The sequence below is a fragment of the Stenotrophomonas sp. SORGH_AS_0282 genome, from assembly GCF_030818125.1.
Classification (GTDB): Bacteria; Pseudomonadota; Gammaproteobacteria; order Xanthomonadales; family Xanthomonadaceae; genus Stenotrophomonas; species Stenotrophomonas rhizophila_A.
This window is the reverse complement of record NZ_JAUTAB010000001.1, coordinates 91,897-106,034: the sequence shown is the minus strand read 5'-3', so window position 1 is coordinate 106,034 and position 14,138 is coordinate 91,897. Positions and strand designations below refer to the sequence as shown.

Genomic DNA, 14,138 nt, shown 5'->3' with positions numbered 1-14,138 from the left:
TCCACAACAGGCATTGCGCCTGTCGAGGTCTATAAAAGCACCTCGAACATTGATAGTTCGTGAAGGGCGCCAATTAATACTGCGGTGAAACCTAAAACATTCATCGAAGAGTCAGTTTATCGGCCCGCAATGAACCAATTCAGCTTATTCAACGTGATTCACGTCTCAATGCGCCTCATCCCAGTTATCCCCGACCCCGGCATCCACCACCAGCGGCACGCGTAATTGAGCTGAAGACGACATCAGCTCGACCACCTGCGCGCGCAAGGTTTCCAGAAACTCGCTTTCGGTTTCGAATACCAGTTCATCGTGCACCTGCAGAATCATCCGGGCGCGGCCGCCCTGGCCCTGCAGCCAGTCGTCCACCTTCACCATGGCCCGTTTGATGATGTCCGCGGCGGTGCCCTGCATGGGCGCATTGATCGCCGCGCGCTCGGCGCCTGCGCGCAGGCCCTGGTTGCGCGCGTGAATATCGTTCAGATACAGCCGGCGGCCTTCAATGGTTTCCACATACCCCTGGTCGCGGGCCTGCTGGCGCATGCGCTCCATGAAGTCGCGCACGCCCGGGTAGCGGCTGAAATACAGCGCCACGTAATCCTGGGCCTGGCCCCGGTCGATGCCCAAGTTACGGGCCAGCCCGAACGCGCTCATGCCGTACATCAGGCCGAAGTTGATGGCCTTGGCGGCGCGGCGCTCGTTCGGGGTGACCTCGTCCAGCGCGCGGCTGAATACCTCCGCCGCCGTGGCACGGTGCACATCCACGCCCTGTTCGAACGCGCGCACCAGGCCCGGGTCCTCGGACAGGTGGGCCATGATCCGCAGCTCGATCTGCGAGTAATCGCAGGCCAGCAGCTTGTGCCCCGGCGGGGCCACGAAGGCGCGGCGGATGCGGCGGCCGTCCTCGGTGCGGATCGGGATGTTCTGCAGGTTCGGGTCCGACGAGGACAGCCGGCCGGTGGCCGCGCCGGACTGGTGGTAGCTGGTGTGGACCCGGCCGGTGTCGGGGTTGACCATCTCCGGCAGCTTGTCGGTGTAGGTGCTGCGCAGCTTGGCCAGCCCGCGGTACTCCAGGATCACCCGCGGCAGCTCGTGCTGTTCGGCGATCGCCTCCAGCGCCTCTTCGTTGGTGCTGGGCTGGCCTTTGGGGGTCTTCACCAGCGCGGGCAGCTTCAGCTCGTCGAACAGCACCGCCTGCAGCTGCTTGGGCGAGTCCAGGCTGAAGGTGCGCCCGGCCAGTTCGGTGGCCTTCTGCTGGGCTGCCAGCATGCGCGCGCCCAGGTCCTGGCTCTGCCGGCGCAGCTCGGCGCTGTCGATGTAAACGCCGTTGGCTTCGATCCGGGCCAGCACCGGCACCAGCGGCATCTCGATGCTGCGGTACACGTTGTCCAGCGCGGCCGATTCCAGCAGCTGCGGGTGCAGCACGCGGTGCAGGCGCAGGGTGATGTCGGCATCTTCGGCGGCGTAGCGGCTGGCTTCGTCCAGCCCCACCTGCGAGAACGGAATCTGCTTGGCCCCCTTGCCGGCGACGTCCTCGAACTTGATCGTGGTGTAGCCGAGGTAACGCATCGCCAGCGAATCCATGTCGTGGCGGGTGGCGGTGGAATTGAGCACGAAGCTCTCTAGCATGGTGTCGTCGTGGTACCCCTTCACGTCCACGCCGTGCCGGCGCAGCACGTGCAGGTCGTACTTGCCGTGCTGGCCAAGCTTCCTCTTGTCCGGGTTCTCCAGCACCGGGCGCAGCGCGTCCAGCACCTGCTGGCGCGGCAGCTGGGCAGGAGCGCCGGGGTAGTCATGGCCGACCGGAATATAGGCCGCACGGCCCGGCTCGACCGCCAGGCTGATGCCGACCAGGTTGGCGCGCATGGCATCGAGCGCGTCGGTCTCGGTGTCGAAGGCAATCAGCTCGGCCGCCTCGGCGCGGGCCACCCAGGCCTGCAGCTGTTCGGTGGTGAGCACGGTTTCGTATTCGCCCGGGGCCGACAGGGCCGCATCCAGGGCCGGGGCCGGCTCGCTGGCCGCGCCGCGCGCGTAGCCGGCGGCGGTGCCGCGCAGGCTCACCGGCGCATCGCTGGCAGCCGCTGGGGCCGGGACCGGACCACCCAGCTCCTTCAGCGCCTGGGTGAAGCCGTAGCGCAGGTAGAGCTCGCCGAGTGCCGGCACATCCGGGTCGCGCAGCGCCAGGGTCTGCGGGGAGGCCTCCAGCGGCACGTCGGTGCGGATGGTGACCAGCTCGCGATTGAGCGGCAGGCGCTCCAGCGCCGCGCGCAGGTTTTCGCCGATCTTGCCCTTCATGCCAGGCGCGGCGGCCATCACCCCGTCCAGGGTCTGGTACTCGGCCAGCCATTTGGCGGCGGTCTTGGGGCCGCACTTCTCAACGCCGGGGACGTTGTCCACCGCGTCGCCCATCAGCGCCAGCAGGTCGACGATCTGGTCGGCGCGCACGCCGAACTTGTCGATCACGGTAGCGTCCGAATCCATGCGGCTGCCGGTCATGGTGTTGACCAGCTCGATGCCCGGGCGGACCAGCTGGGCGAAGTCCTTGTCCCCAGTGGAGATGGTGACGGTCATCCCGTCGCGGTGGCCCTGCAGTGCCAGCGTACCGATCACATCATCGGCTTCCACGCCGGGAATGCGCAGGATGGTCAGGCCCAGCGCCTCGACGATCTGGCACATCGGCTCGATCTGCGGGCGCAGGTCGTCGGGCATCGGCGGCCGGTTGGCCTTGTAGTCGGCGTACAGGTCGTCACGGAAGGTCTTGCCCGGTGCGTCGACCACGAAGGCCACGTACTCGGGGCGCTCCTTCAGGGTGGCGCGCAGCATGTTGACCACACCGAACAGCGCGCCGGTGGGTTCACCGGCAGCGTTGGTCAGCGGCGGAAGCGCGTGGAACGCGCGATACAGGTAACTGGACCCGTCAATCAGGACTAATCGGCTCATGCGACGATTCTACGCGCCCCGCTGGGGCCATTCCCGGCACCGGCATCACGGGGCATCGGGCATAATCCAGACTCCCCCGACCCAGGAACCGTGGCCCATGAAAACTCTGCTGCTGGCTGGACTGCTTGTGCTGGCGGGTTGTGCCACCAGCGGCGGCGGCGCTGGCGTGCCCCCGGTCGATGTGCGGGGCGCCGATATCGCCAAGCGCGTGATGGACAACGGCGATGTGATCGAGGAGTACCGGGTCAGTGGCCAGCTGCGCATGGTCAAGGTCACCCCGTCGCGTGGCGCGCCGTACTACATGTACGAAGGCAGCCAGCACGGCGGCGTGGACCGGAGCAAGGATGGCACCTCGCCGGTGTACTGGAAGCTCTACAGCTGGTGAGCACGCCCCGCCGTACCCGATGACGACTCCTGAACGACGCAAGCCCATCGACCCCGCCGCCCTGCGTGCGGGGCTGAATGACGAGCAGCGCCAGGCCGTGGACACCCTGGAGCATTTCGGCTGGTCGCTGCGCTTCGTGCGCCGGCCGCTGTTCCGCGACCCGATCCCGGTGCTGTTTGACCGGGCCGGGGAACGCTACGTGGTGGTGCAGCCCGACGGCAGCCTGGACGAGTCCATGGCGTTGAAGCTGCGCCCCTAGATCATCGGATGACCAGCACCGGCACGGTGCTGCGTGCGAGCACTTCGGCGGTCTGGCTGCCGAGCAGGACCCGGGTCACGCCGCGGCGGCCGTGCGAGGTCATCACGATCAGGTCGCTGTTGCGTTCCATGGCCGTGTCGATGATGCCGTCGGCGGCATAGCGGTCCAGCACGTGCACGGTGGTGGCGCGCAGGCCCTGCGCCTCGCAGGCGGCCTTGGCCGGCGCCAGCACTTTCTCTGCGGTCTCTTCGCGGTCGGCCTTGTACTCGGGGCTGTTCATGTAGCCCACGCTCCAGCCCATGGCGTCATACATGCCGACGGCCCAAGGCTCGGAGACAGTGACGATATCGATTTCGGCGTTGAGGTCGCGGGCCAGTTCCAGCCCCTTGAGCAGGCCCTTTTCGGACAGCTCGGAGCCATCGGTGGCAATCAGGATCCGCTTGTACATGGCACGCTCCTTGGCAAAGGCAGTGGGGACACCATTGCACACCCGGCGTGGAGAGCGTGCCTTGAGGCGGATCAATCCGGGCGGTCGGCCGGGGCGCGGAGCATGGCCTGCGCGGCGTCGGTGAGTTCCTGCCGGACCCTCTCCGCGCGGTCGGGATCGGCCTGCACCCAGTCGGCGATCTGCGCCGGATCGAACCGTGCCAGCAGGGCGTCGCGGCGGCGGAGCAGATGTGCGGCCAGCTCGGCTGCCGTGGGCCACGCCGGCACCGCCCCGCCAGGGCCATCCGGCCAGTGGCGCTCGATGACGGCAGTGAGCGCAGGCACCGGTAGCCGTTCCAAGCGGTAGCCCATTTCCAGCAGCGTGTCGGACACGTCGGGATCAAGCGCGACAGGGGGCCGGAACAAGGCAGCGATACTGTCGGACTGGAACCCATAGGGCCAAGCAGTGAGGTCGTGCAGCGGTCCGGAATCGGCGCACATCGCATCGAAATGACCGACGTTGCCTACATATGCCAAGGGAATGGGGAACAGAGATGGTGGTCGTTGCGCGATGGCCACCGCCTGGCTTGCCGCTTTGGGCAGCATCGCGCCCGTCTGGAGGTCGCGGAACCCGAGCGGCCCGCAGGCGCCGAAATCCAGCGACATGCCCACCCGCACCCCGTTCCGGAGGGTGTAGCCGAAGTTCTCCAGCCGGTAGTTGAGGTGGTCCCAGTTGCACAACCAGCGTGAGGCGATGAAATGACGCAGCTGTTCGCAGCGCAGGGGTCGCGGCAGCAGGCGGTTCATCGCGTCCAGCGCGTTGAACCGGCGCTGGTCGTTGGCGGCATGTTGTTGGGCGTCCTCGCCGCGCAGTGCCCACCACTCGACCCCGGCGTCGCTCAGCAGCGTGGCGTTGTCGGATACGGCCTGCGCATGGCCGGCCCGTAGCCCCTCGTAGGTGCTGCGCGCTGAAGGATCGGCCGCCGCGACCAGCGGCGCAGCCGCGTCACTGACCAGGAAATCGCCCAGGTCCTGGAAGTCCGCCTCGAAGCGTGAGCCGACATGCCGGGACCCGGTCGGCAGGCCCTCGACAGCCGCCACCAGCCCGGTGTCGGGAGCGACCAGCCCGGTGAGCTGGAACAGTTTGCCCAGCGTGACTTCCATGGCGCTGCAGGTGGCGTCGGCCGTCGCCTTCACCCGCCAGCACTCGTCGCCCCGGGTGACGATCATGGCCGGCTGGCTGCCCGCTCCCCGCCAGGGCCGCGCTGGACAGTCGGCCAGATCAAGCATCTGCGGCACCCGGGCCGGTGCGTTGTGCAGATGTGACACCACCAACGCCGGCAGCGACCGGCGCGGCGCGCGGGCCGGGTCTGGAATGCCGGCAAGGGAAGGAAGCGAAGAGGTCCGCTGGATCGCGCTGGTGATCAAGGCCCGTGCCACGGCTGGAGTGGGCACGGACACTATCAGTGTTCGGCCCGCCCGCCGCTCGGACTGGTTGCAAAGCTCACTGCGGAAGGGGCGAACGCCGGCGCCGCGGACGTGTGCGGGTCCCCACCAGCGCTACCGCCGCGACCGCCGCCGCAGTCACCCAGAAGCCCCACCCCTGCAGCAGCAGATCACGCGCGGCACTGGGCGGGGTGCAGCGCATCCGCAGCAGGTCCAGGCTGCCGCCGCTGTCCAGGCAGGCGGCAGCATGTTCGAACAGGGCCAGCACCGGTGCCGCCCAGCCCGCCGACAGCGTCAGCGCGACCAGTGCAGCCATCAGGTACGGGATTCCCTTGTTCATGTGTGTGCTCCCAGCAGACAGCGCCAGACTCTGGGCGCACGACCGGAGACCGACAAGCGGCACGCGACGAAGCGGGGGAAATCGGGGATGAGTCGCGTTCGAGCGGCGGTAGAGCCGACTGTCAGTCGGCTGCTCTCCCGTCGAATGCGCGGCCAATGGGGTGGTTGTCCCATTGCCCGGTTGCTGCGTTGCCGACCAACGGTCGGCGCTACCGGGATCAGGCGATCTTGATTACCCGTGCGCCTTGGCACAGCGGGTAGGTGGCCAGCAGGTCGGCGATGCGCTCGGCCATGGTGTCGAACGAAGCGCCATACAGGTACAGCGCGGTTTCGCTCGGGCCCTGCCACCAGCTGCAGACTTCGCCGTGGCCGTCGATGCGCTCGACGATCTGGTCGAACACATAGTTCGAATCGCACTGCTCGTAGACCTCGTCGGGCAGGTCGGTGCCGTTGAGGTACAGGCCCAGGCCTTCGGTGATGCCGAACGAAACGTCGGGCTCGCCTTCGCGCTGGATCAGCGAACCCTTGGGGGCGCCGAGCTGTTCGAGCAGTTCGATGACGGTCGGCAATGCGGCCGCGTCATGCAGCTGGATTTCCAGGTCGCCGTATTCCACCTCGCCCTCTTCGCTCAGCGCGGTGCCACCCCCCATGATTTCGCCGATGCCGGCTGCTTCAAGCATCGCCTCGAGCGGGTCTTCGAACAGCTGCAGGCGGTGCTCGGGCTGGAGCCGGGCATTGAGTTTGACGTTGATGGCGACGGGGGTGGTGGACATGGGGATACCTGGAATCTGGTGGGAAAGTGTAGCGCCACGCCCTGCGTGGCCCTACAGGTGCGGAACTACCTTCTTTTTCAGCAGCTCTACCAGCTCCGACTGCATGAAGTCGTAGTCGTCCGGAATATCCAGGCAGATCACCCGCTTCCCGTTCAACCATTGCCGGTGCCGGCTGGCCAGCCGCGTGCGGTGCGCCCGCTCCATCACGAAGATGACATCCGCCCATTGCAGCAGCTCCGGGCTGACCGGCACATCCGCATCGGCGAGCACGCCGGCCGAGGCGGTTTCCACGCCCGGCCAGTCGGCGAACACCTGCTCGGCCGTGGGGCTGCGCAGGCGATTCTGGCTGCAGAGGAAGAGCACATGGCGGGTCATCCGTGACACGCCCGCTTAGATCACGGTGAGGTTGGCGTACGCCATCACCAGCCACTTGCTGCCGGCCTCGGCGAACTCTACCTGCACGCGCGCGTGCGCGCCGCTGCCTTCGTAGTCGGTGACCATGCCCTCGCCGAAGCGGGCATGGGTGACCATCGCGCCCAGCTTGAGCGGCGGCGCTTCCATCGCGGCGTGGCCGGCCGGGCGGCTGGCGCCGAGCGAGGCGCCCCGCGAGACCTGCACCTTGGGGCGCACTTCGTTGAGCAGCTCACGCGGAATTTCGCGCAGGAAGCGCGAGGGCACGTTGTAGTTTTCCTGGCCGTGGATGCGGCGCGATTCGGCGTAGCTGAGCACCAGCTTCTGGCGCGCGCGGGTAATGCCCACGTAGGCCAGGCGGCGCTCCTCTTCCAACCGGCCGCTTTCTTCCAGCGAACGCGCGCTCGGGAACAGGCCGTCTTCCATGCCGGCCAGGAACACCAGCGGGAATTCCAGGCCCTTGGCCGAATGCAGGGTCATCAGCTGCACCCCCTCTTCGCCCGCCTGGGCCTGGCCTTCGCCGGCTTCCAGCGAGGCGTAGGACAGGAAGGCGACCCAGCTCGCTCATGTTTTCCGCGCCTTCCTCGACGTCGTCCTCGCGACGGGTGAAGCGCGAGGCCACCGAGACCAGTTCGTCCAGGTTGTCCGCGCGCGATTCCGAATCCAGCGCGTTGCGGCTTTCCTTCGACCAGTGTTCGCGCAGGCCGGAACGGATCAGCACATGGTCGATGCGTTCGGCCAGCGTCATCTCACCGGCTTCATGGTGCAGCTGGTTCACCAGGCTGAGGAAACCAGCCAGCGCGTTGCGCGCGCGGGCGGCCAGCTCGTTGCCCTGGGTGGTGAGCATGGTCGCTTCCCACAGCGAGATCGCCTGGTGGCGCGCCAACCGGCGCACTTCATCCAGGGTGCGGTCGCCGATGCCACGCGTGGGCGTGTTGACCGCGCGCTCGAAGGCGGCGTCGTCGTTGCGGTTGGTCATCAGCCGCAGGTACGCCAGCGCATCCTTGATTTCCGCACGCTCGAAGAAGCGCATGCCGCCGTACACACGGTACGGCACCTGCTCGGAGAGCAGCGCTTCTTCAAAGGCCCGCGACTGCGCGTTGCTGCGGTAGAGCACGGCGGCGTCGCCGTAACTGCCGCCGTCGCGCACCCACTGCCGTGCGCGCTCGACCACGTAACGCGCCTCGTCCATTTCGTTGTAGGCCGCGTACAGGTCGATGGGGTCGCCATCGCCGCTGTCGGTCCACAGCTCCTTGCCGATCCGGTCCGGGTTGTGCGCGATCACCGCATTGGCCGCGCCCAGGATGTTGGCGCTGGAGCGGTAGTTCTGCTCCAGGCGCACGGTCTGCGCGCCCGGGAAATCCTTCAGGAAGCGCTGTACGTTCTCGACCTTGGCGCCGCGCCAGCCGTAGATGGCCTGGTCATCGTCGCCGACCACGAACACGTGGCCGCTGTCGCCGGCCAACACGCGCACGAAGGCATACTGGATGGCGTTGGTGTCCTGGAACTCGTCCACCAGGATCTCGCGGAAACGCGAGCGGTAGTGGGCCAGCAGCGCCGGGTTGTCGCGCAGCAGTTCGTGCGCGCGCAGCAGCAGCTCGGCAAAGTCGACCAGGCCGGCGCGGTCGCAGCGCTCCTGGTAGGCCGCGTAGGCCTGGCGCATGGTTTCCAGCCAGGCATCGTTAGGCTCGGGCTGGATGTGCTGCGGGCGGCGGCCTTCGTCCTTCTGCTCGTTGATCCACCACGCGATCTGCTTGGGCGGATGCTTGCTGTCGTCGATTTCCAGCTGCTGCACCACGCGCTTGACCAGCCGCAGCTGGTCGTCCGAATCCAGCACCTGGAAACTGTCGGGCAGCTTGGCTTCCTGGTAGTGCAGGCGCAGCAGGCGATGGGCCAGGCCGTGGAACGTGCCGATCCACGCGCCACGGCTGCCCTGCGGCAGCTGCACGTCGATGCGGTGGCGCATTTCACCGGCGGCCTTGTTGGTGAAGGTCACCGCGAAAATGCCGTGCATGGGCACGCCGCAGACTTCGTTGAGCCAGGCGATGCGGTGGATCAGAACGCGGGTCTTGCCGGAACCGGCACCGGCAAGCACCAGATGGTGGCCGGGCGGGGCGGACACAGCTTCGCGCTGAGCGGGGTTGAGCCCGTCGAGCAGGTGGGAGACATCCATGCCCTCATTTTACCCCGCGCGCCGCCGCACGGGGGCGGCGCGCGCAACCCGTTCACGGTAGGTCACGACCGTTGGTCGTGACGCCTCAACGCAGCCGTGGCGGCCTGTTGCGCCTGGGTCCGAAGCTCCGGAATGGCCAGGCTTTCCCACAAGGTGCCGATACGCAGGCTGCCGACGACCTGCACGCCCGGCTGCGGCCTGCCCTGCCCGTCCAGCAGGAAACCCGCACTGTCACTGTCCAACCCCAGCCCATGCGGGCCGGGGCGCGCATGGCCATCGGCCAGCAGCTGCTGCAGCAGCGGGTTGCGCATGGCCAGCGCGCGGGTTTCCACGCCGGTGGCGTTGATTACGGCGCCCACATTCAACGGCGGCAGGCCACCCGCGGCGCCGTGTGCATGCAGCTGCAGGGTGCTCTCCAGCACCAGCAGCGCATCCAGCCGCGCGCGGTGGCGCTGCAGTTGGCCCGATTCCTCCAGTTCCGCCAGCTGCGCATGCACCGTTTCGGCGATGCGGTGGCGGTGCACGTCCCAATAGCGCACCACGTGGCGCAGGAAGCGGCGCTGGTCGGCCGCATCCAGACCCTGCCACAGCGCCTGGCCCAGTGGACGGATGCGGTCCATCACGCCCTGCCACGGAATACCCTTCGCCGCCGCGTCGCGCACATGGCCGCGCAGCGCGCGCACGCGGGCGCGCAATGGCATCGCCAGCAGCGGCTGGGGATCGAACTTGGCGATGCCGCCGTGCGCATGTGGCAGCGGCAGCAGTGCGTGCCGCGACAGCACGTGGATGCGGCCGCGATGACCCGCCGTGGCTAATGCCACCACGCTGTCGGCCATGCTCAGGCCCGAGCCGATGATGGCCACGTCGCCATCGCCGGCCAGCAGGCGCACGCCGTCGTAATCCCACGCATCCACCACGCGGCCGGGCGGCAGGGCCTCGGCACCGGGCGCGGGCAACGGGCGCATGCTGTTGCCGCAGGCCAGCACCACCTGGCGTGACTGCCATTGCTGGCCATCGGCCAGCCGCAACGCGTTCCGTGGCGTGCCCGGCTGCAGCGCGATGACCGGCACGTGCACCACGTGCAGCGTCGCCGGGCTCTGCGCCTGCGCTTCTGCAAGGCGATGCTGCAGGTACGTCGCGTAATGGCGGCGCGGAACGAACGTCTCGGTCAGTACGTCGCGCGGGAGGCCTGGCAGTGCATCGGCCTGCAGCAGGTGGTCGACGAAATCACCCGGCTGTTCGGGCAGGCCGCTCATCTTGCCGGCCGGCACGTTGAGCAGGTGCTCCGGCCACGGCGTGCCGTAGGCGATGCCTTGGGCCAGCGTGGACGCGGGCTCGAACAGGACCACCTGCACGGGCGCGGTGGCGCTGCGCAGCGCGTTGAGCGCGACCAGCACACCGGCCGCACCGCCGCCGATGATGGCCAGGTCGGCCTGGAGCATGGGTTCGGAGTCGGTCATGGCCGCATTGTAGGACATGCGCCCGCAACGCCCCGTGCGCTACATCAGCGCATCGGCCAGCCGCGCGATGCCTTCGCGGCTGCGTCGCCACGCAGGCCGCAGCCGCCACGCCTTCAGGTCGAGCTGGCGCGAATGCCGCAGGTAGTCGTCTTCGATCTCGATCAGCTGTCGTACCAGTCCCCGGTCGTAGCAGAGCATGCCGATCTCGGCATTGAGCGCGAACGAGCGGATGTCCAGGTTGATCGAGCCGACCAGCGCGATGTCCTCGTCCACGGTGAGGTGCTTGGCATGCAGGAAGTGCGGTTCGTACAGCGCAACGCGCACGCCGGCGCGCAGCAGTTCGTCGTAGTACGCCTCCTGCGCCCAGGCGGTGAGGTGCTGGTTGTTGCTGGCCGACAGGATCAGCTGCACCTGCACCCCCGACAGCGCGGCGATGCGCAGCGCACTCAGCGTGGCCTCGTCGGGGACGAAGTACGGGGTGACCAGCACGATGCGGCGGCGTGCCAGATGGATCAGCGCATTCACCGCATCGCGCGCGTTGCTGAAGGGGTAGGCGGGGCCGCTGGGCAGCAGCTGGGTGGGCACGTCATCGGCGCAGACCGGCTCGACCATCATCACCTCCAGCCGCTGGCCGGTCTCCATGTACCAGTCGCTGGCGAACACCGCCTCCAGGTGGGCGACTGCGGGGCCGCGCACCCGCGCCACCAGTTCGCGGTTGGGGTAGCCGGGCACGAAGCCGGGCTGGGCCAGGTTCTGCGAACCGATGTAGCCGACCCGGTTGTCGATCACCGCGATCTTGCGGTGGTTGCGCAGGTCCATCCGCCCGCTGCGGCGCCAGCGCAGCCCGCCGGGCAGCATGGCGCGCACGTCCACGCCCAGCGCCTGCAGGCGGTGGCGGTAGCGGCGCAGGCCACGCTTGGCGCCCACCGCATCCAGCAGCAGGCGGCAGTGCACGCCGCGCGCGGCGGCGCGCTGCAGCGCCTGCACCACCGCTTCGCCCACCGCGTCGTCGAACATCAGGTAGTACAGCAGGTGCACGCGGTCGCGGGCCTGGTCGATATCGTCGATCAACGCCTGCAGCGAGGCGTCGTAGTCGGTCAGCAGCTCCACCGCGTTGCCGTGCACGGGCATGAAGTCACCCTGGCGCTCGATCAGCGGCACCATTTCGGCGGTGGCGGTATCGGGCACCGGGTTCCAGCGCAGCGGCGGCTGCAGCGCCTGCTCCTCGCGGATCACCTGGGAGGCCTCGGCCTGGCGCTGCACGCGCTGGCGCGACAGCCAGGGGTGGCCGAACAGCAGGTACAGCGGCAGGCCCAGCAGGGGCACGAAGCCGACCAGCAGCAGCCAGCTGCGCGCGGCGCCGGGCGTGGTGCGGCTGGGAATCCAGAACAGCGCGGCCAGCCGGATCAGCCAGTCCAGCATCAACAACCATGAACCCAGCAGCCATTCGAACAGCATCGGTTCGCCCGTTTGGGGGTGTGCCGGCATTCTGCCATGGCCGGCGTGCACGCCCCCGGAAACGAAAAAACCCGCCGTGAGGCGGGTTCTTCGTTGGCCATCGAGCAACCCCGTGAGGGATTACTTGATCTTGCCTTCCTTGTACGGGACGTGCTTGCGCACGACCGGATCGTACTTCGAGAATTCCATCTTCCCGGGGGTGTTCTTCTTGTTCTTGTCGGTCGTGTAGAAGTGACCGGTACCGGCGGTCGAAATCATACGGACCTTATCGCGCTTGCCTGCCATGATCGTCTACTCCTCAGACCTTTTCGCCGCGCGCACGCAGCTCAGCCAGAACGGAATCGATGCCGTTCTTGTCGATGGTGCGCAGTGCATGCGCGGAAACACGAAGCTTGACCCAGCGGTTTTCGCTGGCGACCCAGAAGCGGCGCTCGTGCAGGTTGGGCAGGAAACGACGACGGGTCTTGTTGTTGGCGTGCGAGACGTTGTTACCCGTCTGCACTCGCTTGCCGGAAACTTGGCATACGCGGGACATTGCGCACCTCGATGAAAGTATGTGTCAGCCCATAGCCCGGGCGACGGCGGCCTCGGCGGTTTCCCGCCACACGTCATGAGAATCAAAGGGTTACGCTGACGAAGGGCAGACCGGATGACGTGTTCCCGGCCACCAATCCGGACAAATCCGGACACAGCGAGCCGCGCATTATGCCGGAGCCGCCCTTTGGGTGCAAGTTGTCCACAACGGGCCCGGCCAGCCATGGCTGAACGGCCTGACCCTGCACGCTACGGTCGCAGCGGCTGGCGATACTGGCCCCTCTACCCGGGAGGATGGCGATGCGGCTGTTGGCGGTGACCTATGGAACGGAAGGCGACACCCGGCCGCTGGTGATGTTGTGCCATGGGCTGCAGGCAGCTGGACATGAGGTAATGGTGCTGGCCGAGGGTGGCACGCTGGGCAGCGCGCAGGCGCTGGGCGTGCCGCATGCGGCGCTCGAAGGCGACATCCACGACGAGGTGGTGGCGCTGGTGTCGCGGGGTAACAACATGGCGGCGGCATCGCGGGGCCTGGCGCGGATGGCGCAGCGGCACGTGCCGGCATGGATGCGACAGGCCGACGCGGCCGCGGCCGGTTGCGACGCGGTGTTGACGGGCGGGCTTGCCGCATTCGTGGGCATGACGGTGGCCGAGCGCCACGGCATACCGGTGATCGGAACCGGCATGATTCCACTCACGCCCACGCGCGCATTCGCCTCGCCCTTCCTGCCACGGCTGCGCCTCCCCGGTGTGCTCAACAAACTCAGCTACGGGCTGGTCAACGATGCCGTGTGGCGCACCTTCCGTCGGCCCATCAACGAAGCGCGGCGGGCGATGGGCATGCCGGCTCGGCGCACCCTGTGGCGTGACGTTCCAATGCTGTACGGGATTTCGCCGAGCCTGATGCCGCCGCCTGCCGACTGGCCGGCCAATCACCATGTGTGCGGGCAATGGCGTGCACCCGATGCGCCTTGGCAGCCGACGCCGGAACTGCAGGCCTTTCTCGATGAAGGCCCGCCGCCCGTATACGTCGGCTTTGGGAGCATGACGGGATTTGATCGCAACACGGTGTTGCCGGCACTGCTGCAGGCGCTCGCGCCGCGGCGCGTGCTGCTGTTCCCCGGCTGGGCAGGCCTTCCAGACGGTCCGCTGCCAACGAATGTGTTCGTCATCGGCCCTGCACCGCACGAAGCGCTGTTCCCCCGCTGTTCGCTGGTGATCCACCACGGCGGCAGCGGCACCACGCATTCGGCCTGCCGTGCGGGGGTGCCTTCATTGGTGATGCCGTTTGCGGCAGATCAGTTTTTCTGGGCGGCGCGATTGCGGGAGATCGGCGTAGCTGCCGAACCGCTGTCGCCGAAACGCCTGGACACCGGGACGTTGGGGCGTGCTATTGCCGTTGCCGAGCATGTGGACACGCGGGCACGTGCAGCTGCATTGGGACGGGCCATGGCGACGGAGGATGGTGTGGCGACGGCCGTTCGGCTTATCGAGCAGGGGCAACGCCCGACCAACGGTCGGGCGCTACCCGCGTAGC

The 14,138-nt window shown here is 67.8% G+C and carries 13 protein-coding genes and 1 pseudogene; 3 read left to right on the top strand and 11 right to left on the bottom strand.

Features of this window, described 5'->3' with window-relative positions; translation table 11 throughout:
• Positions 1–165 precede the first annotated feature (165 nt).
• Complete coding sequence (gene polA, locus QE395_RS00380) at positions 166–2,937, bottom strand: DNA polymerase I (protein WP_306987257.1); 2,772 nt, start codon at positions 2,935–2,937, stop codon at positions 166–168.
• Positions 2,938–3,034: 97 nt separating this feature from the next.
• On the opposite strand from polA, the gene QE395_RS00375 reads away from it, so the two are divergent.
• Both QE395_RS00375 and QE395_RS00370 read left to right on the top strand, forming a co-directional pair.
• The gene (locus QE395_RS00375) at positions 3,035–3,322 is read left to right on the top strand and encodes a DUF2782 domain-containing protein (RefSeq protein WP_095363263.1); all 288 of its coding nucleotides are present in this window, start codon (positions 3,035–3,037) and stop codon (positions 3,320–3,322) included.
• A gap of 19 nt (positions 3,323–3,341) precedes the next feature.
• Positions 3,342–3,581 (top strand): hypothetical protein, encoded by a 240-nt coding sequence (locus QE395_RS00370; protein ID WP_068854463.1) that lies wholly within the window; start codon positions 3,342–3,344, stop codon positions 3,579–3,581.
• A gap of 1 nt (position 3,582) precedes the next feature.
• On the opposite strand, the gene QE395_RS00365 is transcribed toward QE395_RS00370, so the two are convergent.
• From QE395_RS00365 to rpmB, 10 genes and pseudogenes are all read right to left on the bottom strand, one after another.
• A complete protein-coding gene (locus QE395_RS00365; protein ID WP_068847830.1) occupies positions 3,583–4,029 on the bottom strand; it encodes a universal stress protein in 447 nt (148 codons plus the stop codon).
• Positions 4,030–4,100: 71 nt separating this feature from the next.
• Complete coding sequence (locus QE395_RS00360) at positions 4,101–5,435, bottom strand: hypothetical protein (protein WP_141236216.1); 1,335 nt, start codon at positions 5,433–5,435, stop codon at positions 4,101–4,103.
• A gap of 76 nt (positions 5,436–5,511) precedes the next feature.
• Positions 5,512–5,793, bottom strand: coding sequence for a hypothetical protein (locus QE395_RS00355; RefSeq protein ID WP_095363265.1), 282 nt, complete (start codon positions 5,791–5,793; stop codon positions 5,512–5,514).
• Between the two features lie 217 nt (positions 5,794–6,010).
• Positions 6,011–6,565: a hypothetical protein gene (locus tag QE395_RS00350; protein WP_095363266.1), complete on the bottom strand. Its 555-nt coding sequence runs from the start codon at positions 6,563–6,565 to the stop codon at positions 6,011–6,013.
• 51 nt (positions 6,566–6,616) lie between these two features.
• Positions 6,617–6,940, bottom strand: coding sequence for a low molecular weight protein tyrosine phosphatase family protein (locus QE395_RS00345; protein WP_095363267.1), 324 nt, complete (start codon positions 6,938–6,940; stop codon positions 6,617–6,619).
• 15 nt (positions 6,941–6,955) lie between these two features.
• A pseudogene (gene uvrD / locus QE395_RS00340) lies at positions 6,956–9,149 on the bottom strand (DNA helicase II).
• Between the two features lie 62 nt (positions 9,150–9,211).
• Positions 9,212–10,627, bottom strand: a complete 1,416-nt coding sequence (locus tag QE395_RS00335; protein ID WP_306987254.1) for an FAD/NAD(P)-binding protein — start codon at positions 10,625–10,627, stop codon at positions 9,212–9,214.
• 21 nt (positions 10,628–10,648) lie between these two features.
• Positions 10,649–12,067: a cardiolipin synthase gene (gene cls / locus QE395_RS00330; RefSeq protein ID WP_095363270.1), complete on the bottom strand. Its 1,419-nt coding sequence runs from the start codon at positions 12,065–12,067 to the stop codon at positions 10,649–10,651.
• A 120-nt stretch (positions 12,068–12,187) separates the two neighbouring features.
• A complete protein-coding gene (rpmG, locus tag QE395_RS00325; protein ID WP_170272460.1) occupies positions 12,188–12,355 on the bottom strand; it encodes a 50S ribosomal protein L33 in 168 nt (55 codons plus the stop codon).
• 10 nt (positions 12,356–12,365) lie between these two features.
• Entirely contained in the window at positions 12,366–12,602 is a 237-nt protein-coding gene (gene rpmB, locus QE395_RS00320; RefSeq protein ID WP_005411638.1) for a 50S ribosomal protein L28, read from the bottom strand.
• Positions 12,603–12,901: 299 nt separating this feature from the next.
• On the opposite strand from rpmB, the gene QE395_RS00315 reads away from it, so the two are divergent.
• Entirely contained in the window at positions 12,902–14,137 is a 1,236-nt protein-coding gene (locus QE395_RS00315) for a glycosyltransferase (RefSeq protein ID WP_095363271.1), read from the top strand.
• Position 14,138 lies beyond the last annotated feature (1 nt).